The organism is Pseudoalteromonas sp. MEBiC 03485, assembly GCF_004195145.1.
Lineage (GTDB): Bacteria > Pseudomonadota > Gammaproteobacteria > Enterobacterales > Alteromonadaceae > Pseudoalteromonas > Pseudoalteromonas apostichopi.
This window is the reverse complement of the sequence record NZ_SGBT01000001.1, coordinates 3,365,307-3,386,580: the sequence shown is the minus strand read 5'-3', so window position 1 is coordinate 3,386,580 and position 21,274 is coordinate 3,365,307. Positions and strand designations below refer to the sequence as shown.

The following is a 21,274-nucleotide window of genomic DNA, read 5'->3' as shown; positions in this document are numbered from 1 at the left end:
GTATAACTATACGCATTGTAAGCTTTTTTTGAAGCCAACTTTTAACCATCCAAATGAACAGTACGCAACTAATTAAAACTAGAGCGGTATTGATATTCTTATGACACTAAAAGGCTCCTAATTATGACTTTGCTCTGGATACCCCTGTTATCCTTAATCGGCAGTGTTATTTCATCCTGCACTTCAAAACTAACACGTAACCAAAGCACTGCTTTGACCATGTTAGCGCCTTTGATTGCCCTTGGAATTGTATTTTCGTATACCCCTGCAGTCTTTTCTGGTGAAACAATTCGCTACACTGCTGAGTGGATCCCGCTTTTAAACATGCAAGTCTCGTTTCGACTTGATGGTTTAACGTTACTCTTTTTATATATGATCTTGGGTATTGGTACCCTAGTGATTTTTTATGCGCGTTATTACTTGAGTAATAGCGACTCAATGCCAAAGCTATACTGCTATTTAATGCTATTTATGACCGCAATGGTCGGCATCGTGATGTCGAACAATGTGATTCAGCTTTGGTTTTTCTGGGAGCTCACCAGTATTAGCTCGTTCTTATTGATTAGCTATTGGTGGCATAAATCAGAAGCTCGAAAAGGCGCGCGCATGGCGCTTGCTATTACCGGTGCCGGTGGTCTTGCATTACTAGCTGGTTTATTACTTATTGGTGATATTGTTGGTAGTTATAATCTTGACGTTATTTTAGCAAGCAAAGCGCTTATTCAATCTCATGAACTCTATGAAGTTGCGCTGGTATTAGTGCTATTAGGTGCTTTTACCAAATCTGCGCAATTTCCATTTCATTTCTGGTTACCACATGCGATGGCGGCACCGACACCAGTCAGTGCCTACTTACACTCTGCAACCATGGTTAAAGCGGGTATCTTTTTATTAGCGCGTTTTTATCCAGCGCTATCAGGCACAGATACTTGGTTTATCTTAGTGGCGATGACGGGTCTGGCGACTTTATTGGTTGGCGCTTATATCGCGTTGTTTAAGCATGATTTAAAAGGCTTGTTGGCTTATTCAACAATCAGCCATTTAGGTTTAATTACATTACTCTTAGGTTTAGACACTGAGCTTGCTACAGTGGCTGCTATTTTCCACATTATTAACCACGCTACGTTTAAAGCGTCGTTATTTATGGCAACGGGTATCATTGATCATGAAACTGGCACCCGTGATATGCGTAAACTTAATGGTATGTGGCGATTTATGCCGTATACCGCCACACTTGCTATGGTGGCAGCTGCAGCCATGGCGGGCGTGCCACTGTTAAATGGTTTCTTGTCGAAAGAAATGTTCTTTGCCGAAACACTACATCAACAAGTGCTTGGCTCTATGTCGTGGTTAATTCCAGTGTTAGCAACGATTGCTGGTGCACTATCTGTGGCGTATTCAGCGCGCTTTATTCATGACGTGTTTTTCAATGGCGACCCAATTGATTTGCCAAAACAGCCCCATGAGCCACCACGCTATATGCGTGTACCAATCGAAATATTGGTTGTGCTGTGTTTACTCGTTGGTATGTTCCCGCACTTTGCAGTAAGCGATATTTTAGCTTCGGCATCTTTCGCAGTGCTTGGTAATGTAGCCCCGGATTATAAGCTATCAGTATGGCATGGTTTTAACTTACCTCTGTTAATGAGCTTTATTGCAACAAGCGTTGGTGTGATGATTTATGTGCAGCGTAAGCACCTGTTCCACTTCCAAGCGTCATTACCAACTTTGAATGCTAAAAAAGGCTTTGAGCGTGGCTTATATAGCTTGATTAAGTGGTCACAAGAAAAGATTAAACGTATCGAAAATGGTTCCTTACAGCGTTATGCCTTTGTGATGATTGCGGTGGTGCTCATGTGTGCGGGTTGGCCTTTATTTGAAATGCGCCAGTTAGCAGGAGCAAGCGAGTTAACCCCAATCGATTTCCATAATGCAATAGGTGCAGGCTTACTAATAATTGGTGCGTTGGCAACGGTTATTTGGCACCGCTCACGAATGATATCTTTGATTATGATTTCAATTGTAGGCCTGATGGTATCTGTTGCTTTCACTCGATTCTCTGCGCCAGATTTAGCACTGACTCAGTTAACGGTTGAAGTTGTCACCGTGATGCTACTGATGCTTGCACTGTTCTTTTTACCGCAGCGTACTCCGAAAGAATCGAGCTCACTGCGTATTCTGCGTGACTTGGGTATCTCATCGGCAATTGGTGTGGTTGTGGCAAGTATTTGTTATGCGCTTCTGACAAGACCACTTGAGTCAATTTCTGACTTCTTTGTTGCCAATGCAAAAACTGGCGGTGGTGGTACTAACGTTGTAAACGTTATCCTCGTTGACTTTAGGGGGTTTGATACCCTAGGTGAAATTACCGTATTGGGTATTGCTGCATTAGGTATTTATAAACTGCTTATTAACTTGCCGCTGTTTATGCCAGCAAGTGATAGCGAAGGGCGCCCATGGGCAAGAGAGCGTTACCCAATTCTACTCTCGAGTATTTCACAAAGCTTGTTACCACTTGCATTACTTGTGTCTGCGTATATTTTCTTACGTGGTCATAACTTACCAGGTGGTGGCTTTATTGCAGGACTCGTTACCGCGATTGCATTTATTTTGCAATATATGGCCAATGGTTCGCATTGGATTGCAGACAGATTTGACGTGAATTATCGTAAGATTATTGCGTCAGGTATTGCTATTGCATTGTTCACAGGTATTGGAAGTTGGTTCTTCGAACGTCCATTCCTAACAACCTGGTTTGATTATTTTGATATTCCGTTAGTCGGCAAAACAGAACTTGCTAGTGCTATCGTATTTGATTTAGGTGTGTATTTAACTGTTGTAGGTGCAACGCTGATGATTTTAGCAAGTTTAGGTAAATTAACTGCTGATACACCCAAGCAAGAGGTAAATATTTAATGGAAGTATTGTACGCATCGTGCGTCGGCGTGCTGGTTGCATGCGGAATTTACTTAATATTGCGGGCTCGTACCTTCCCTGTGGTACTCGGCCTGACTATGTTGTCGTATGCAGTTAACCTGTTTTTATTCTCTTCAGGTCGCTTAACAATTAACAAAGCGGCTGTACTTGGTACAGGCAGTGAGTATGCCGACCCACTCCCTCAAGCGCTGGTTTTAACAGCAATTGTAATTGGCTTTGCGATGACCGCTTTTGTGGTTATTTTAGCGATTCGTGGTCGTGCAGATTTGGGTAATGACCATGTTGATGGTCACCTTGTTAAATCATCGAAGGAGCAAAAATGATTCAGCATTTAGCTTCTTTACCGATTCTAATTCCGATGTTGGCAGGTGTTATTTTACTCATGCCGCCATGTGGTAAAAACTTACATATCCGTCGTGTTTCGTCGGTTATTTTGTCGATTGTCACATTATCAGTAAGTGCTTACTTATTATACCACGTTAATAGTACAGCACCGCTTGTTTACGCAATCGGTGACTGGTCTGCACCATTTGGTATTGTGCTGGTTGCCGATAGACTAGCAACACTACTGGTGTTACTTACCAGTTTCCTTGGTGCGGTTGTAGTGCTCTATAGCTGTGCAGGTGATGATAAAAAAGGGAGCTTTTTCCACCCATTAGTGCACTTTTTAGTGTTAGGTGTTAATGGTGCCTTTTTAACTGGCGATGTGTTTAACTTATTCGTATTCTTTGAAGTCTTGTTAATTGCCTCATACTCATTATTGATGCATGCAGGTAACAAACACAGTACACGTGCTGCACTGCAATATGTGATTTTAAACTTAATTGGTTCAAGTGTGTTCTTGATTGCGCTAGGTGTACTTTATGGTGTACTAGGCACATTGAATATTGCTGATTTAGCGCAAAAAGTCCCGCAATTGACGGGTGACGATGTTTACCTCGCTAAAATTGGTGGTTTGTTATTAATTGTGGTATTTGCTTTAAAAGGCGCGTTATTACCATTGCATTTATGGTTACCGAATACCTACGCAAGTGCAATGCCATTGGTGGCTGCATTATTTGCGATTATGACCAAGGTAGGTGTTTATGCCATGCTACGTGTGTATACCGTAATATTTGGTGATAATGCTGGCGAGCTTGCTCACATGGCACAACCTTGGTTATGGGGCTTAGCACTAGCGACCATAGTTATGGGTGGTATTGGTGTATTAGCGAGTCAAGACCTTAGAAAGCTTGTTGCGAATCTGGTTGTTGTATCTGTAGGTACTTTAGTGGCATTGGTTGCGATTCAAAATGTCTCTGCAACAGCTGCATTACTTTACTACTTAGTGCATTCAACTATTATTTGCGCAGCACTATTTTTAATTGCAGATTTAATTGCTCAACAACGCGGTAAAGTTGCCGACCGATTAGTAGCAGGTCGTGCCGTTGCACAGCCATACTTACTTGGTGCTTGTTTCATAGTTGCTGCTCTTGCCGTTGTTGGTATGCCGCCGTTATCTGGCTTTGTAGGTAAAGTATGGATTTTAAAGAGCACGCTAGATAGTGAAAAAGCCATGTTGTTTTGGCCAATTTACCTAGTATCTAGTTTGGCGTTATTAGTGGCGGTTTCACGCGCTGGTACAAGCTTATTCTGGGATCATACTCATAAAGACAGTGAAGCAATTGAAGGCACCAAAGCACATCCTCTTAAAGTGATTTCAGTAGTTGCGCTACTTGCATGTTCACCTTTAATGGTTGTATTTGCAGGACCTATTTCAGACTATATGCTAGCAACATCAGAGCAGTTGTTTGATATCAACACTAGCATCAACACTGTATTACAAGGAGGCCATTGATGCGTTTAGAAGCTCGCTTTCGTTGGTTGCCAACACCATTTCGCAGTGTTTTATTATTTATTGTATGGCTGTTGTTAAATAACAGTGTGTCGCCTGGACACCTGTTTTTAGCTGCATTTTTCGCAATTACCATTCCGTGGATTACTTTCCCATTTCGTGATCCTCAGCCGCTAATTGTAAGGCCGGGTCTTGCGTTTAGGCACTTATTGTTGGTGCTTTATGATATTGTGACTGCCAATTTACAAGTGGCACTGTTGATTCTCGGGCCCACTAAAAAATTGCGCCCAGGTTTTATAAAAGTGCCTTTGGATTTAAGCCACGAAATGCCAATTACTATTTTGGCAAGTACAGTGTCGTTAACGCCGGGTACTGTGAGCGCAGAGGTTTACCCTATTCCTGAGTCCCTCGAAGAGGGGGCAGAGATTGAGCAGCGCTATTTATTAATCCATGTGCTCGATTTAGCTGATGAACAAGCGTTAATTAAAACGATTAAGCAGCGCTATGAAGCACCGCTTAAGGAGATTTTTCGATGCTAGATACCGTTTTTTTAATAGTTTACGCCATGATAGCTATATCTTTATTATTAAACGTGTGGCGGTTAATTGTAGGGCCGTCGGTACCTGATCGTATTTTGGCTTTAGACACTATGTTTATTAACACCATCGCTTTAATTATTCTGTATGGCATGAGCATGGGAACAGATTTATATTTTGAAGCCGCATTATTAATCGCTATGCTTGGCTTTGTTAGCACGGTAGCTGTATGTAAGTATTTGCTACGTGGCGATATTATTGAATAGGGTAGCAAATGATGAGTGAATGGATTGTATCAATCTTACTATTAATTGGTGGTTGCTTTATTCTAATAGGCTCAATAGGCCTTGTGAAAATGCCTGATTTTTTTATGCGTTTACACGGTCCAACTAAAGCAACAACCCTAGGAATGGCATCGTTATTGATTGCTGCGATGGTGTATTTTAGCTATACCAATGAAGGGATGAGCGTAAAAGAAATTCTCATTTCAATTTTCTTACTGATCACCGCGCCTATTAGCGGCTATATGCTGATTAAGTCAGCAATCCATCATAAGCTTCGTGCTAAAGATGGCACTAAGGGCCTCGATAACATCGAAGAAGATTAATACCAGCTCGCAATAATACTTAAGGAATTGGTGTGATATCTGAGTAACAGAACAATGTGATCTACTCGAGTGGCTTTTATTGAGCTCGTAGATCGCATAAAATGCCCCGTCATTTAGTACAGTAGGTAAATAGAGCATTATGCGAGTAGCACTTGGAGTAGAATACAACGGAGCGCGTTACAGTGGTTGGCAACGTCAATCACACGTCAATAGCGTACAACAAGAAGTAGAAACGGCGTTGTCGCGTATTTGTAATCATCCAGTCGAAATTGTTTGTGCAGGCCGCACCGATGCGGGTGTACATGGCACCGGGCAAGTGATCCATTTTGATACTCACGCTGAGCGTGAAATGGTCGCGTTCACTATGGGTATGAATACCTTACTGCCAAAAGATATTGCTATTCGCTTTGCCCAGCCTGTAAGCGAAGACTTTCACGCTCGTTTTAGTGCTACAGCTCGTCGCTACCGCTATGTGATTTATAATTACACCTATCGCGGCGCTATCATGAGTGAAGGGGTGACACACTTTCATCACCCATTAGACGAAACTAAAATGCAAGAAGCCTGTCAGTATTTAATAGGCGAGCATGACTTTACTTCGTTTAGAGCACTACATTGCCAAGCAAATACAGCAAATCGTACTATTCACCACCTGTCGGTAAAACGCCAAGGTGATTATGTGATTATTGATATTAAAGCCAATGCGTTTTTACATCACATGGTACGAAACATCACAGGGTGTTTGATGGACATTGGTCTTCATAAGCATGAACCCGTGTGGTTAAAAGAATTACTCGATTTAAAAGAGCGCGCTAAGGCAAGTGCGACAGCGAAAGCTGCTGGCCTTTACTTAGTTGACGTGGATTACCCAGAACATTTTGGCATTCCTAAAACACCATTAGGGCCTTTGTTTTTACCTGATTCAGACAGTTAGACTTTAGTAGACTACTACTAAGACCAGTTTTTTATATCGTCTGCGGGTAATTCATGTTTTAATTGAAAAAATCTGTCTGTTTATTTGTTATCAGAAACACAAGTGAGTGTTTCCAATTAAACAGACTGCGACACAGAACAGCATTAAGAGAGTTGCAAATGAGTTGGTTAGAAAAAATCTTACCTAAAACGACTAAATCGTCAGGTCGTAAAGAAATCCCTGAAGGGGTTTGGGCTAAGTGTACAGACTGTGATTCAATTTTATATAAAGCAGAATTAGAAAAAGCACTCAACGTGTGTCCTAAGTGTGATCACCACATGCGTTTAAGTGGCCGTAAACGTCTTGAAAACTTTTTAGACGATGCTGATCGTCAAGAACTTGGTGCAGAGCACGAACCAAAAGACGTATTAAAGTTTAAAGATTCTAAAAAATACTCTGACCGTATTACCCAAGCACAAAAAGCAAGCGGCGAAAAAGATGCACTTGTGGCAATGAAAGGCCGTTTAAAAGGCATTCCTGTTGCTGCTGTTGCTTTTGAGTTCTCGTTTATGGGTGGTTCAATGGCGTCAGTAGTAGGTGCTCGTTTTGTTGAAGCTGTAGACCAATGTTTAGAGCACGACATGCCACTTATTTGTTTCTCTGCATCAGGCGGTGCACGTATGCAAGAAGCACTTATGTCATTAATGCAAATGGCTAAAACAAGTGCTGCGCTTGCGAAAATGAGCGAAAAAGGCTTACCGTTTATTTCAGTATTAACTGATCCAACAATGGGTGGTGTATCTGCATCACTGGCAATGCTTGGTGATGTAAACGTTGCTGAACCTAAAGCGCTTATCGGTTTTGCGGGTCCTCGCGTAATCGAGCAAACAGTACGTGAAACGCTTCCTGAAGGTTTCCAACGCAGTGAATTCTTGCTAGAGCACGGTGCAATCGACATGATTGTTGACCGTCGTGAAATGCGTGACACCCTTGCTCGTATCTTAGCGAAATTTATGAACTTGCCTTCTACTGAACAAGAGCATAGAGTAGCGTAAATTTCAGCTTAACTGATTAAACGCTATGACAGAAATCCTTCCTAGCCAATCATCAAGCCTTGATGATTGGCTTTGTTATTTAGAAAATGTCCATCCTGCCAATATCGAAATGGGTTTAGAGCGCGTAGAACGCGTGGCAAACCAAGTCGGTTTACTTGATACATCAAGCAAAATAATCCTTATTGCAGGCACTAACGGTAAAGGGACCACTGCCCGTTGCCTAGAAAGCTTATTACTTGCACAGGGTTTTAGTGTGGGTACTTATGCTTCGCCGCATCTTATTCGTTACAACGAGCGCGTACGTATTAATGGCCAAGAGCTTGATGATCAATTCCATGTTGATGCTTTTGATATGCTAGAAAAAGGCCGTGCTGACACGCAACTAACTTATTTTGAGTACGGTACCTTAGGTGCACTGGCTATTTTTAAACGTCACGCCGTTGATTATGTACTGTTAGAAGTCGGCCTTGGTGGTCGTTACGATGCCACTAATATCGTTAAACCACATGCTTGTGTGATCACCACCATAGATTTAGACCATAAAGAATATCTAGGTGATACCCGTGAACTTGTTGGTTACGATAAAGCTGGCATTTTCCGCACCAATACGCCTGCTATTGTTGGCGATTTAGCCATTCCACACACAGTAACTGATTATGGCAACGAAATTAACGCTGATATGGTGCTATCAGGTCGTGACTTCATATTCACAGAAGACAGTGAAGGCTTTAAATGGCAGTACCAAGATAAAGACTGGCGCTTAGCTAAGCCTGCGATCCCTTGTCAAAATGCAGCAACCGCGTTGACCTTACTAGCAAAACTTGACCTACTGCCAAGCGAGCAACAAGTGCGTGACTGCTTAGCTAACCTTATTGTCGAAGGTCGCTTTCAGCAGTTAAGTGAGCAACCGCTTATTTTTACCGATGTTGCGCATAATCCTGAATCTGCTCGATATTTGGCACGCAAATTAAGCGTGTATAAAGATCAAGGGTTTAAAATTCATGCATTAGTCGCTATGCTTGCAGATAAAGATAAGGTGGCTGCTATGTCGGCCATGGCGAATGTTGTTGATCAGTGGTCGTTAGCAAGCTTAGATTGTTTCCGTGGAGACAAGGTTGAGAATCTTGCTAAAGCATTAGCCGAAACCGCATCAACAGCGCCAAGCACGCACTATGCGAGTGTTGAAACTGCGCTAGATACGTTATTACCAAACGTCGATGAAAACACGTTAGTGATTGTGTTTGGTTCATTTATAACTGTGGCTGCAGCCATCAATTACTTTAAAAAATAGAGAGGAAATCGGTGAACGCAGGGTTTATTAATCGCTTAGTAGGAACCACGATTGTGGTTGTGGCGGCTATTGTCTTCATTCCAAACATTTTGGATGGTGAAAAGGTTCATTATAAAGAAGGCTTTAAAGCAATTCCTGAACGTCCTGAGTTCACTACCATTGACTTGCAAGAAGCGATTGATAATAAAGTATCTTCAGCGGAGCAACCTTCGCAAATCTCGGTTGAAGATATTCAAGCAAACGATACTGAACTTGTTACTAATGAAACCCAGCAAATTGATGATGCGCCGAAAATGGTTGAAGCCTCAACAGATGAGCCTGTCATTACCAAAGCTGAGCCAAAAGTTGTAGTGCAAGAACCAGCAAAGCCAATCGCTAAAACCCCAGAGCCAACTCGTAAGCCAGAAGAGAACCTCACACAAATGGCTTATGTCATTCAGCTGGGGAGTTTTTCCCACGCACCTAATGTGAAATCACTACAGGAAAAATTAAAAGCGAATGGTTTCAAAACCTTCACTCGGCCAGTCAAAACCCCGAACGGCACACTTACAAAAGTCTTTGTTGGCCCTTCACTTAGCAAGAAAGAGTTAGAGAGTAAGCTTACTGAGTTAAAGCAGTTAACCAAGTTAAATGGCAAAGTTACTCAGTTTGAAATTACAAAATGATCTGGCATTTTGAGCATAGCTCAAATACCCAAACCACCTGTGGATCCATGATTCAGCGCTATCACAGGGTTTTCAATACAAGGCGTGGCGATGCAGGAATGTAGGTACCTTTCAAATTGCTACAACGCAGTAGTGGAAGCCCTGTGAAGCGCCCGAAGGGCATGGCTAAAACGCATTTATTCTGCGTTATTGATTTTGACAAGGGGACACCATTCCCTACAATCAATGCCTTGCCTAAATGCGTTTTATCTCATGCTGAATTCTTGCATCCACAGGTGGTTTGGGTATAGAATGCGCCCCAAATTAACGACTAGTTGGTTCTTATGATCTGGGTTGATTACGCCGTACTTGGTATTATTGCACTATCCACTATCATCGGCTTAATACGTGGCTTTGTAAAAGAAGCAATGTCATTAGCTGTATGGGCTGGCGCATTTATCATCTCTAGCTTGTTTTACCAATATTTAGCATCCTTCCTAACAAGTATTTCAGAACCCCTTTTAAGAAATGCAGCCGCAATAGCCATATTATTCTTTGCGACACTCCTGTTGGGTGGGTTACTAAACTATATTTTAGGTGAACTTGTACAACGTACTGGTTTATCTGGCACAGACCGTGTGTTCGGCATAGTGTTTGGTGCTCTTCGTGGCGTGTTGGTCGTAAGCGCGTTACTCTTCTTTCTTGATGCTTTTACCGGTGCACCTAATACGCATTGGTGGGGCAACTCTATTTTGATTCCAGAATTTGGCTTTGTTGTTGAGTGGTTCTTCTCGTACCTCGAAAACAACTCGAGCTTTTTAAATTCTGTAAACCGTTAATCGGCGAGGATAAATTTAATGTGTGGTATCGTTGGCATAGTCGGAACTTCTCCTGTTAATCAGGCGTTATATGACGGCTTAACTGTTTTGCAACACCGCGGTCAAGATGCAGCTGGCATCATTACCATTGAAAACAACACGTTTAGCTTACGTAAAGCCAATGGCCTAGTAAAAGACGTATTTCATACCCGTCATATGAAACGTCTGCAAGGTACAATTGGTATTGGCCATGTTCGCTACCCGACAGCTGGTTCTTCTAGCTCGTCAGAAGCGCAACCTTTCTATGTTAACTCGCCATTTGGTATCGCACTTGCGCACAATGGTAACTTAACAAACGCAGAAGCATTAAAGCAGCAACTATTTTCAGAAGCTCGCCGTCATGTTAATACAACGTCTGACTCTGAAATTTTACTTAACATCATGGCGCATGAGTTAAGTAAATCAAACAAGCTGAAACTTGATGCGGAAGATATCTTCACTGCGGTAACTGAAGTTAATAATAAAGTAACAGGTGGCTATGCAACGATTGCGATGATCATTGGTCATGGTATTGTTGCATTTCGTGACCCTAACGGCATTCGCCCACTGGTTTTTGGTAAGCGCGAAACAGCAAACGGTACTGAGTACATGTTTGCATCAGAAAGCGTTGCTTTAAAAACCGACGGCTTTGAGTTTGTTCGTGATGTTGCACCAGGTGAAGCAATTTACGTAACTGAAGATGGTCAGCTGTTCTCACAATCGTGTGCTGAAAAAGCAACTTACGCACCGTGTATCTTTGAGTTCGTTTACTTTGCGCGCCCAGATTCAACGATTGACCGTATGTCTGTTTATGCAACACGTGTAAACATGGGAACTAAGTTAGGTGAAAAAATTGCACGTGAATGGGCTGATAAAGACATCGACGTTGTCATTCCTATCCCTGAAACATCATGTGATGTAGCGCTTGAAATTGCCTCTGCTCTTAACCTGCCATACCGCCAAGGTTTCGTTAAAAATCGCTACATTGGTCGTACGTTCATCATGCCAGGCCAAGAAATGCGTAAGAAGTCAGTACGTCAAAAACTGAATGCCATTGACCGCGAGTTCAAGGGTAAAAACGTATTGCTTGTTGATGATTCAATTGTGCGTGGTACAACGTCAGCACAAATCGTTGAGATGGCTCGTGAGTCAGGTGCGAAGAACGTTTACTTCGCTTCAGCTGCGCCAGAGATTCGTTTCCCGAACGTTTATGGTATCGACATGCCATCGGCAGCTGAGCTAATTGCTCATGGCCGTGAAGTTGAAGATATCAACGCAAGCATTGGTGCAGATGGTCTTATCTATCAATCGCTAGATGACTTAATCTCGGCAGTAAGCCAAGAAAATCCAGAAATCACCCGTTTTGAAACATCAGTATTTGATGGTCAATACATCACTGGTGATATCGACCAAGACTACCTGAACCACATTGACCGTTTACGTAATGATTCAGCGAAATCAACGCGTGAAAATGCGATGTCTGCGAGTTTAGAGTTACACAATCAAGAAGAAAACAGCGCTGATTAATCAGTCCTGATTTGATTGATATAAAAAAGGAGCTAAACAGCTCCTTTTTTGTTTTATATTTGAGAGTGTTGCATTTTTTTCAGCTTAAGTGCTAATAGTACCATCATTATGCCAAACACGATGGCGTAGCTGGCAACGAGCCAAAGCAGGGTGATTATGCCCGCGCCAGGGTTAAATATCAGATATCCACCAAAGATAATCGAAATAATACCGCTGCCAATTAACAGCCACTCATTAGTGATTTCTTTGCGAAGTTTACTGGCAATAACAATCTCAATCACACCAATAGCAATAGCCCATGCGGCAATAAAGTACAGCATTAAGATAGCCGTTACGTTGGGAGCAAACAGGGTCACAAGTGCAGCTGCAATTGAAATTAGACCACCAACTAATAGCATCCACCAAAGTGGGTTTTCATTTTTTGAAGCAATAGCTAACCAAGTTCTAATGGCACCATCGACAAAAAAGTAAGCGGCGAAAATAAACATCAAAATCGCTAATGAGGCTTCTGGGGCAAACCAACCACAAATACCAAAAATGATAGCGATGACACCGTGGATCATTAATGATGACCAATGGGGGATTAGTGAACTTGAAATCTGCATTATCGTTTTCCTTTGCTTTAGTCTCTATATAACTAACATCTCAGCGCTTACTTGCAAAGATTTTTAATTATTTTTTGTACAGTTACACAAACCGTGCTCTAATTTAATTAGCTGATTATTTCAGCGATTTAATGTTTATAAGACAAGGAACAAAGTGTGAGCCGTTGTAATACAAAGTTTTCATTACAATTTAGTAAGTTATTAGTGTGTTTTTTACTGTTGTTCAATGCGCCATTATGGGCAACAACCACACCTGAAGTTACCGTTAAGTCCTTAATAGATAAAGACAACAAGGAAGAGCAAAGTGAACAAAAAGCAGCTAAGCAAGAGCCTGAAGTCAGTTCTCCTGCAGCCAGCGAAGAAAAAGAAACGGCTTTAGAGGATGATTTACCTTTCGACACATATGGTCGAATGACACCAAGAAGTTCAATGCAGGGTTACTTGAAAGCGGCCAGAGCTCGTGACTTTGAACGGGCTGCTCAGTATCTTGATTTTCGAAATTTACCTAAGGATGTGTCTATTATAGGGCAGCTTCAACTAGCTGAGAACTTATCTGTAGTACTTGATCGTACACTCTGGGTCGACATTGATAACTTAAGTAATAAACCCGAAGGAAAACAAAAAGAAAGTGTGCCAAGTTATCGTGATTTAGTGGGGGAAATCTCAACCTCACAAGGTACTGTGCAAATCTTATTACAGTTGATTCCAGACCCAGAAAGTGGCAATCGCATCTGGAAAATATCGAATGCGACGGTAAGCCAAATTCCCTTATTGACGAAAGAGTATGGCTATAGCCATGTCGGCGAGTGGTTATATAAAAACTTGCCAGATGTTGAGTTTTTAGGTGTGCTACTTTGGCAATGGGTATATTTTGTTTTTAGTTTTTTGCTTTTCCTTGCAATAGCAATCATCTTGACGCGTATTATTACTTTTATACTTGCCCATTTAAAAGTGCCAGTCGAAAAAGATGTGATAGCGTTCATCAATGGGCCAGTTTGCTTATTGCTGGCTGTATTAATGTCGCGTTCTTTGAGTGATCAGTCGAATGTAACGATTGCTGTACTCGCTTTATTTCATGGTGCAACAGTACTTTTGATTGCATGGGGTTGGATATGCCTTCGTACAGTTGACATAGTGAAGCATAGACTTGGTCAACGCTTCATTAAGCAAGATAGGCCCCAAGTGGTTTTTTTACTTCGCCCAATTAGTAACGTTGTAAAAACCTCAATTGTAATTATCTTGCTATTTATGTGGTTTGAAAACTTAGGATTCAATGCAACAACGCTATTAGCTGGTTTAGGGATCGGTGGTTTAGCCATCGCGCTGGCTGCGCAAAAAACGGTGGAAAATATTATAGCGGCCATCACACTTTATATTTCAGCACCAGTTAAAATTGGCAGTTTATGTAAATTTGGTAGCCAGCTAGGCACAATTGAAGAAATAGGACTGAGAGCAACTCGAATTCGCACTCTTGACCGCTCTGTAATATATGTGGCGAATGCAAAGTTCGTTGATATGCAGCTTGAGAATGTTTCTGAAAGAGAGCGTATTTCTTATAGGCCGAAATTGATGCTCAGTGCGAATACCAAGCAACAAAATCTAATCTCGTTTATGCAAGCGGTAAGAGAGCTTTTAGAACAACATAAACATATCGCCTTTGAGCCTTGCAGGGTTCGTTTTAAAGCTTTCTCGCCTTGGGCTTTACAAGTGGATGTACTAAGCTACGTAGAGACTGTCGACTTTGCATTTTATATGGAAGTAATAGAAGAATTAAACTTAGCAATTTTAGGCTTATTAAATGAGCATGAGTGCGAATTAGCTAATCCAGAATTCGCACGTGTAACTGATTAGTTGCTAAAAAAGGGGTAAATGAAAGTGGCTCTCATTTGTGCGTGATGTCTACACATTGTCGTGATTAGATGGACAGGACATATGTCCGCTTTAATCAAAAATAATTGCATAAAATCTTCTAAATGCGGCGATGTTGCCGCTAATTGTTGTAAAATAATTGTATATTTATAATTTTTAATGCAGTAAAAGTGTCATAAAGTGTTATAATCGTCAGCGTTCGTTCAGCCTCTTTACTTCGTTTTGCACTCTCGATTAAGAGGTCCGCGCAGCTTATTACAAGGCGCGAAAAATTGGCCGAGCCCGTCAAATGAATTGACGCAACATCATCACCGTTGAATAAGAGTGCATAAAAAAGGTTAAAACCCGACATGAAAGCAATGAAAAGATCTACGTTAGCAACACTTATCAATGCAACGTTGTTCTCTGCCGTAGCAGGTACTTCATTTTCAACTCTTGCTGCAGACGAAGCCTCAGCAGCAAAAAACAATCAATTAGAAGTTATTCAAATCACCGCTCGTAAACGTGTAGAAAACGCACAGGAAGTACCTGTAGCTGTATCTGCTTTACAAGGTGACAGCTTAGATGCATACAGCTCAGCTGGTATGGATATTCGTTTCATGAACGCGAAGATCCCAAGCTTATCAATTGAATCTTCGTTTGGTCGTTCATTCCCACGCTTTTATGTTCGTGGTCTAGGTAATACTGACTTTGACCTAAATGCTTCACAACCTGTTTCTTTAGTGGTAGATGAAGTAGTTCAAGAGAACGCTATCTTAAAAGGTTTCCCTGTATTTGACGTAGCACGCGTAGAAGTTCTTCGTGGTCCACAAGGTACTTTATTCGGCCGTAATACACCGGCTGGTCTTGTTAAATTTGATACAGTTAAACCATCACAAGAATTTGAAGGCTATGGCTCAGTATCTTACGGTAGCCGTGGCGCAGTTGATTTTGAAGGTGCTGTTGGCGGTGGCTTAACAGATCGTTTATCAACACGTGTTTCTGTTCTTTGGCAAGAAAAAGATGATTATATTGATAATCGTGCACCAGGTTTTGAACAAGATGACGTATTAGGTGGTTACACTGAAAAAGCGGCACGTGTTCAATTCTTATATGAAGGCGACGACTTCACTGGTCTTTTCAATTACCATGTACGTGATATGGATGGTACGCCAATCGCATTCCGTGGTAATGCTATCAAAGCTGGTACTAACGATTTAGTAGATAATTTTGAGCACGACGTGGTTTACCACGATGCTGCTTCTTGTGCGACTCAGCAAGTTGAATCTCAAGGTGCAAGCTTAAAGCTTGAGTGGGATATCAACGATTTAACACTTACGTCAATCTCTGCATGGGAAAGTGCTGAAATCTATTCTCGCGCTGATATCGACGGCGGTTACGGTGCTAGCTACTTACCAGATATGGGTCCTGGTTTTATTCCATTCTATTCTGAAAGTGCTGACGGTATTCCAGATCAAGACCAGTACACGCAAGAACTTCGTTTATCTAGCAACTATGCTGGCGACGTAAATTTCCAAGTAGGTGTATTCTACTTTGATGAAGCGCTAACGATCGAAAACTTCAGCTACGACACTTATGGTTCAACGCCAGGTGAGTTAAACGGCTATGTTATCCAGCAACAAGATACCAAAGCATGGGCGGTATTCGGCTCATTAGATTACACAATCACTGATGATCTAAAAATCACTGCGGGTCTTCGTTACTCAGATGACGAGAAAGAATTCTCTGCGAACCGTACTTTAAGCCCTGCTGGTGGCGGTGCGCTTTTCCTTACAGAAAACCCAAGTGACGATCACGTTAGCTGGGATCTATCTGCTAACTATAAGATCAACGACGACGTAAACTGGTACGCACGTGTTGCGAACAGCTTCCGTGCACCAAGTATTCAGGGTCGTATCTTATTCGGTGATGAAGTAACTGTTGCTGAGTCTGAAACTGTGACGTCTTTCGAGACAGGTATCAAATCAGACGTTCTTGACGGCCAAGGTCGTGTAAATGCCACAGTGTTCTATTACACAATGGATGACCAACAATTAACAGCTGTAGGTGGTGGTGCAAACTTCAACCGTTTAGTTAATGCTGATAAGACAACTGGTTACGGTTTTGAGTTAGACACTGAGTGGGTATTAACTGACAACCTAAACGCAACATTTAACTTAAGCTACAACAATACTGAGCTTGACGATAAAGACTTAGCCGTTGACGTATGTGCTCAGTGTACTGTTACAAATTCTTTAAACAGCGCAGGTCAAGCTATTCTTGATGGTAATAGTTTACCGCACGCACCTGAGTGGATCTCTAACCTAACATTACGTTATAGCCGCGAAGTAGCTGACGGTGAATTCTTCACATACGCTGACGTGTCTTACCGTAGCGAAATCAATTACTTCTTATACGAGTCAGTTGAATTTGAAGGTAAGCCATTAACTGAAGTTGGTTTACGTGCCGGTTACGCTTGGGCTGAAGGCGACAACGAATATGAAGTATCAGCATTCGTTCGTAACATGTTCGACGAGCAACAATCAATCGGCGCTATCGATTTCAATAACAACACAGCAATGGTGAACGAAGAGCGTTACATCGGTGCTGAGTTCAAAGTAAGCTTCTTCTAAGCTGAAAGAATAAGTCCTATCAAAACCCGCTGTATAGCGGGTTTTTTCGTTTATAATCGTGTTTGTAACTGCTAAAGTGGCAGCATTAAATTTTGAGAAAGAGAAGAAGTATGGCTGGATTTTGGAACTACCGTGTAATTTTTTGTGAAGCAACAAAAGATGAAGCGGCACAATATCAAATACATGAAGTTGAATATAACTTAAATGGCAAAGTGACTAACTGGTCAGAAACCGGTGCAGCGCCATTTGGTAATACAGTCGAAGAACTTGAAGCAGACGCTGATCGTTTAAAAACAGCGTTTTCTAAGCCAGTATTAAAAGTGGTAAGAAAACAACGTGGTTACGAGCTGGTTGATGTAGAAACAGGCGAAGAAGCGTTTGCTGAGCCACCTGCGGGTTTAACTGAGTAACAAATTATATTTATCGAAGGTGCCACATGGCACCTTTTATTTTTTAGACTGTAAAAGGAATGAGGATGACTTTAAAAGCAGTATTGTTTGATATGGATGGCACACTTGTCGACTCTGAAAGTGTGCATTTTAATATTTGGAATGATTTACTAGCCCCTTTTGGCGTGCAGTATGATGAGGCCACGTTTTGTCAGCGCTTTTCTGGTAGACCAACTCTTGAAGCTGCAAAGGAAGTTGTTGAAAATTATGGGCTTAGTATCACTCCACAGCAGCTAACCGATGATAAATATGCTGCATTTGGGCGCTTTGTTAGTACTAATTTACCCGCCTATATGCCTCATGCAAAAGCAGTGCTTGAGCAAGTAAAAGCCAGTGGTTTAAAAATGGCATTAGTAACAGGCAGTGCAAAAGATGAAGCCTATCCTATTTTAAAAGGCTATGGCATTTTTGATTGGTTTGATTGTGTGGTTACCAAAGATGATGTTAACAATCCTAAACCATCTGGCGACCCATACCAATTGGCACTTGATACGTTAAATATAACCGCTAATGAAGCCGTTGCAGTCGAAGATACCTTTACCGGTGTCACCGCCGCAAGTAATGCCGCTGTTGCTGTGTATGCGGTGCCGAATCATTTCACTTTAGAACATGACTTTAGTAAAGCGGCGGGGGTGTTTGCTGATTTGGGCGAATTTTTCAAATGGCTACAAACTAACCTATAATTAAACGGCTATTACTAAGCAGCATTTATTAAGTCGTGAAAGCTACTTAAAACTTACAAATTTGCAAGGAAGCAATGATGGTTATGATCACTCGTGCGCTGATGTGCGCAATCACTTTATTATTAAGCCTTTCGGTCGAAGCTCAACAAGCCCCTTCAGTACTTTTAGCAAACGTCTATGAAGCTGACAAGGTCAATGTAAGCGAGTATTTAGTTAGTGAAAAATATGATGGCGTTCGGGCCATCTGGACTGGTAGTCAATTAGTAACCCGAAACGGTAACCCAATTTATGCCCCTGACTGGTTTACTGAGCCACTTCCTAGGGTTTGGCTTGATGGAGAACTTTGGACTAAGCGACAAGATTTTGCCACTTTGAGCGGTATCGTTCGAAAAGCCATTCCTATTGATACTGAATGGCAAACAGTAAGCTATATGATATTTGATATGCCTGATGCGACAAAACCATTTAGTCAGCGCTTTGAGGACTACTCGCGGTTAGTAAATCAGCTGCAAAGTGAACATATTAAAGCAGTGGAGCAAACGCACTTTAACGATAACAAGCAACTTAGTTTGTTTATGGATGAGCTAATAGCGCAAGGTGCTGAGGGCGTGATGCTGCATCTAGCGGCTGCTAAGCATAGTGCGGGACGCAGTGATGCATTGTTAAAGTTAAAACCCTATTTTGACGCTGAAGCGGTTGTAATCGGTTATGTTGCAGGAAAAGGTAAGTATAAAAATATGCTTGGCGCACTCAAGGTGCGCAGCAGTGATGGTACTGAATTTAAAATTGGCTCGGGGTTTTCTGATCAACAAAGAAAGTCACCGCCAGCCATAGGTAGTACCATTACCTATAAATATCATGGTTTTACTAAAAATGGTTTGCCACGATTTGCAAGCTTTTTACATGAAACACCTTAGCGTCATTCAAAAATGGCTGCGACTATGGTAAATTTCGCGGCCTTTTTATTGATGTATAGGTGCTAGAATGTTTGCAGGCTTTGATTACGGTAGCTCAAATTGTGCAATCGGTGTAATGGATAACGAGCAACAAGTGTCATTAGTGCCGCTTGAACAAGGTAAGCAGTATTTACCCTCAACACTTTATACTCATCACAGTGCTTTAGTTGTCGATTTTGTGGCAAAGCACCTCACTGGTAGCCCATTTGAGCATGACTTTAAAACTGAGCGCAATGCGCTTTTAAATACCATTCCTCGCATTAAATCAGATTTAGATATTCAAGCTGGTGATGAGACCTTATTCATCGGTCGTGAAGCAATTAGCGAGTATGTGCAATTTCCTGAAGAAGGTTACTTTGTAAAATCACCTAAATCATTCTTTGGTGCTGTGGGCTTAAAGCAAGGTCAAATAAACTTCTTTGAAGACATTGCTACGGCGATGATCTTAAAAATTAAGCAGCGTGCAGAGCAGTCACTGCAAGAGTCATTAACAGAAACGGTAATCGGACGACCGGTAAACTTTCAATCAGTTGGTGGTGAAGAATCTAATCAGCAAGCACTGGGAATTTTAGAACGAGCAGCAAAGCGCGCAGGCTTTAAAGAGGTGTCGTTTTTATATGAGCCGCTAGCGGCAGGGATTGATTATGAAACTTCATTACAGCAAGACCAAAAAGTATTGGTTGTAGATATTGGCGGGGGTACTAGTGATTGTTCATTCGTACAAATGGGGCCGAGCTTCCGTGAAAAGCAGTGTCGTGATAATGATTTCTTAGCCCACAGTGGCAAGCGTGTGGGTGGAAATGATTTAGATATTGCCCTGAGCTTTCATGGTTTAATGCCATTATTAGGTTTAGGTACTGAGTTTAAATCGGGTCTTCCGCTGCCGAACCAACCGTTTTGGCAAGCGTGTAAAATCAATGATGTAAACCTGCAAAGCCAGTTTTATAGCGATGCCCATCATCGTGAGTTATTGACTCAAGTTCGTGAAGTTAAAGAGCCTGCGCTTTTTAAACGCTTAATTCAATTGCAGCAAAATAAGCAGGGTCATCAATTAGTGCAGCAAGGCGAAGCGGCAAAAATTGCACTCTCGTCAGCGAACGAATTTACCACAGACTTGCGTTTCTTAGATTCAGATTTAATGCAATGCTTAACGCTAAAAGACTTAGCTTTAGCTGTTGATGACTCAATAAGCCAGATAGTGAGCTTAGCTAAACAAGCGATTCAAGAGGCAGGCACAACACCGGATGTAATTTACTTAACGGGTGGTAGTGCGCAATCACCGCTGATCAAGGCTGCGTTAAAATCACATTTAGGTGATATTAATATGCTGAACGGGGATCACTTTGGTAGTGTTACTGCAGGTTTAACTAAGTGGGCGCACAAGCTTTATAGCTAATCGCCCCACTTAGATATACAACTTTAATAATTAAAGAGTCACTTGGCGCGTTGCGAGGTATTTTTCGTAATCTGGCAACGTGCGGCAAAGCTCTGTCTCCATCATCGGGGAGCTTAATAGCATATCGGCACTAACTTCATTACAGGCAACAGGAATATTCCAAACCGCAGCTAAACGAAGTAATGCTTTTACATCAGGGTCGTGGGGCTGCGATGCAAGTGGATCCCAGAAAAAAACTAACACATGCACCTCATGTTCAGCAATTTTAGCACCTAATTGTTGATCGCCACCCATAGGACCACTTAATAGCTTTATCACTTCAAGCCCTGTTGTGCGCTCGATTAAATGACCCGTTGTGCCTGTACCGTATAGCGTGTGCTTACTTAAAATATCCAGGTGCTTTTCACACCATGCCTGAAGGGCTGCTTTTTTGCCATCATGGGCTACGAGGGCAATATTCTTTTTGGCGGGTAAAGCTTGTTGTTTTTGTTCCATAAGTGCTC

The 21,274-nt window shown here is 41.8% G+C and carries 20 protein-coding genes; 18 read left to right on the top strand and 2 right to left on the bottom strand.

Annotated elements, in window-relative coordinates:
• The first annotated feature begins 123 nt into the window (after window positions 1-123).
• From EVU92_RS15545 to purF, 12 genes are all read left to right on the top strand, one after another.
• Window positions 124-2,916, top strand: a complete 2,793-nt coding sequence (locus EVU92_RS15545) for a monovalent cation/H+ antiporter subunit A (protein WP_130051973.1) — start codon at window positions 124-126, stop codon at window positions 2,914-2,916.
• The gene (locus EVU92_RS15540) at window positions 2,916-3,260 is read left to right on the top strand and encodes a Na+/H+ antiporter subunit C (RefSeq protein WP_054553167.1); all 345 of its coding nucleotides are present in this window, start codon (window positions 2,916-2,918) and stop codon (window positions 3,258-3,260) included. The genes EVU92_RS15545 and EVU92_RS15540 overlap by 1 nt, the downstream gene beginning before the upstream one ends.
• Window positions 3,257-4,774 (top strand): monovalent cation/H+ antiporter subunit D, encoded by a 1,518-nt coding sequence (locus EVU92_RS15535; RefSeq protein ID WP_130051972.1) that lies wholly within the window; start codon window positions 3,257-3,259, stop codon window positions 4,772-4,774. Before EVU92_RS15540 ends, EVU92_RS15535 begins: the two co-directional genes overlap by 4 nt.
• On the top strand, window positions 4,774-5,310 hold the full coding sequence (locus EVU92_RS15530; protein WP_130051971.1) for a Na+/H+ antiporter subunit E: 537 nt from the start codon (window positions 4,774-4,776) through the stop codon (window positions 5,308-5,310). The genes EVU92_RS15535 and EVU92_RS15530 overlap by 1 nt, the downstream gene beginning before the upstream one ends.
• A complete protein-coding gene (locus tag EVU92_RS15525) occupies window positions 5,304-5,573 on the top strand; it encodes a K+/H+ antiporter subunit F (protein WP_130051970.1) in 270 nt (89 codons plus the stop codon). Before EVU92_RS15530 ends, EVU92_RS15525 begins: the two co-directional genes overlap by 7 nt.
• A gap of 8 nt (window positions 5,574-5,581) precedes the next feature.
• The gene (locus EVU92_RS15520) at window positions 5,582-5,914 is read left to right on the top strand and encodes a Na+/H+ antiporter subunit G (RefSeq protein ID WP_130051969.1); all 333 of its coding nucleotides are present in this window, start codon (window positions 5,582-5,584) and stop codon (window positions 5,912-5,914) included.
• A gap of 139 nt (window positions 5,915-6,053) precedes the next feature.
• Complete coding sequence (gene truA / locus EVU92_RS15515; protein ID WP_130051968.1) at window positions 6,054-6,848, top strand: tRNA pseudouridine(38-40) synthase TruA; 795 nt, start codon at window positions 6,054-6,056, stop codon at window positions 6,846-6,848.
• A 158-nt stretch (window positions 6,849-7,006) separates the two neighbouring features.
• Window positions 7,007-7,882 carry an acetyl-CoA carboxylase, carboxyltransferase subunit beta gene (gene accD / locus EVU92_RS15510; RefSeq protein WP_130051967.1) on the top strand — a complete coding sequence of 292 codons (876 nt, stop codon included), beginning with the start codon at window positions 7,007-7,009 and terminating at the stop codon, window positions 7,880-7,882.
• A gap of 25 nt (window positions 7,883-7,907) precedes the next feature.
• Window positions 7,908-9,173, top strand: a complete 1,266-nt coding sequence (folC, locus tag EVU92_RS15505; protein ID WP_130051966.1) for a bifunctional tetrahydrofolate synthase/dihydrofolate synthase — start codon at window positions 7,908-7,910, stop codon at window positions 9,171-9,173.
• Between the two features lie 11 nt (window positions 9,174-9,184).
• Complete coding sequence (locus EVU92_RS15500; protein ID WP_130051965.1) at window positions 9,185-9,838, top strand: SPOR domain-containing protein; 654 nt, start codon at window positions 9,185-9,187, stop codon at window positions 9,836-9,838.
• 323 nt (window positions 9,839-10,161) lie between these two features.
• Window positions 10,162-10,656: a CvpA family protein gene (locus EVU92_RS15495; protein WP_130051964.1), complete on the top strand. Its 495-nt coding sequence runs from the start codon at window positions 10,162-10,164 to the stop codon at window positions 10,654-10,656.
• Between the two features lie 18 nt (window positions 10,657-10,674).
• Window positions 10,675-12,201, top strand: a complete 1,527-nt coding sequence (gene purF / locus EVU92_RS15490; RefSeq protein WP_130051963.1) for an amidophosphoribosyltransferase — start codon at window positions 10,675-10,677, stop codon at window positions 12,199-12,201.
• 53 nt (window positions 12,202-12,254) lie between these two features.
• On the opposite strand, the gene EVU92_RS15485 is transcribed toward purF, so the two are convergent.
• Window positions 12,255-12,806, bottom strand: coding sequence for a DUF308 domain-containing protein (locus EVU92_RS15485; protein ID WP_130051962.1), 552 nt, complete (start codon window positions 12,804-12,806; stop codon window positions 12,255-12,257).
• 156 nt (window positions 12,807-12,962) lie between these two features.
• Here EVU92_RS15485 and EVU92_RS15480 point away from each other — a divergent pair, with 156 nt between their 5' ends.
• The 6 genes from EVU92_RS15480 (at window position 12,963) to yegD (ending at window position 20,771) form a co-directional block, all read left to right on the top strand.
• Entirely contained in the window at window positions 12,963-14,657 is a 1,695-nt protein-coding gene (locus EVU92_RS15480) for a mechanosensitive ion channel domain-containing protein (protein ID WP_240701322.1), read from the top strand.
• 368 nt (window positions 14,658-15,025) lie between these two features.
• Window positions 15,026-17,287 carry a TonB-dependent receptor gene (locus tag EVU92_RS15475; RefSeq protein WP_130051961.1) on the top strand — a complete coding sequence of 754 codons (2,262 nt, stop codon included), beginning with the start codon at window positions 15,026-15,028 and terminating at the stop codon, window positions 17,285-17,287.
• A 110-nt stretch (window positions 17,288-17,397) separates the two neighbouring features.
• Window positions 17,398-17,697: a hypothetical protein gene (locus tag EVU92_RS15470; protein WP_054561952.1), complete on the top strand. Its 300-nt coding sequence runs from the start codon at window positions 17,398-17,400 to the stop codon at window positions 17,695-17,697.
• Between the two features lie 65 nt (window positions 17,698-17,762).
• Window positions 17,763-18,419, top strand: coding sequence for an HAD family phosphatase (locus tag EVU92_RS15465; RefSeq protein WP_130051960.1), 657 nt, complete (start codon window positions 17,763-17,765; stop codon window positions 18,417-18,419).
• A gap of 77 nt (window positions 18,420-18,496) precedes the next feature.
• Entirely contained in the window at window positions 18,497-19,336 is an 840-nt protein-coding gene (locus tag EVU92_RS15460; protein WP_130052314.1) for a DNA ligase, read from the top strand.
• Between the two features lie 67 nt (window positions 19,337-19,403).
• Entirely contained in the window at window positions 19,404-20,771 is a 1,368-nt protein-coding gene (gene yegD, locus EVU92_RS15455) for a molecular chaperone (protein ID WP_130051959.1), read from the top strand.
• Window positions 20,772-20,801: 30 nt separating this feature from the next.
• Here the strand turns inward: yegD and EVU92_RS15450 are convergent, their stop codons facing one another.
• A complete protein-coding gene (locus tag EVU92_RS15450; RefSeq protein WP_130051958.1) occupies window positions 20,802-21,266 on the bottom strand; it encodes a methylglyoxal synthase in 465 nt (154 codons plus the stop codon).
• Window positions 21,267-21,274: the final 8 nt, after the last annotated feature.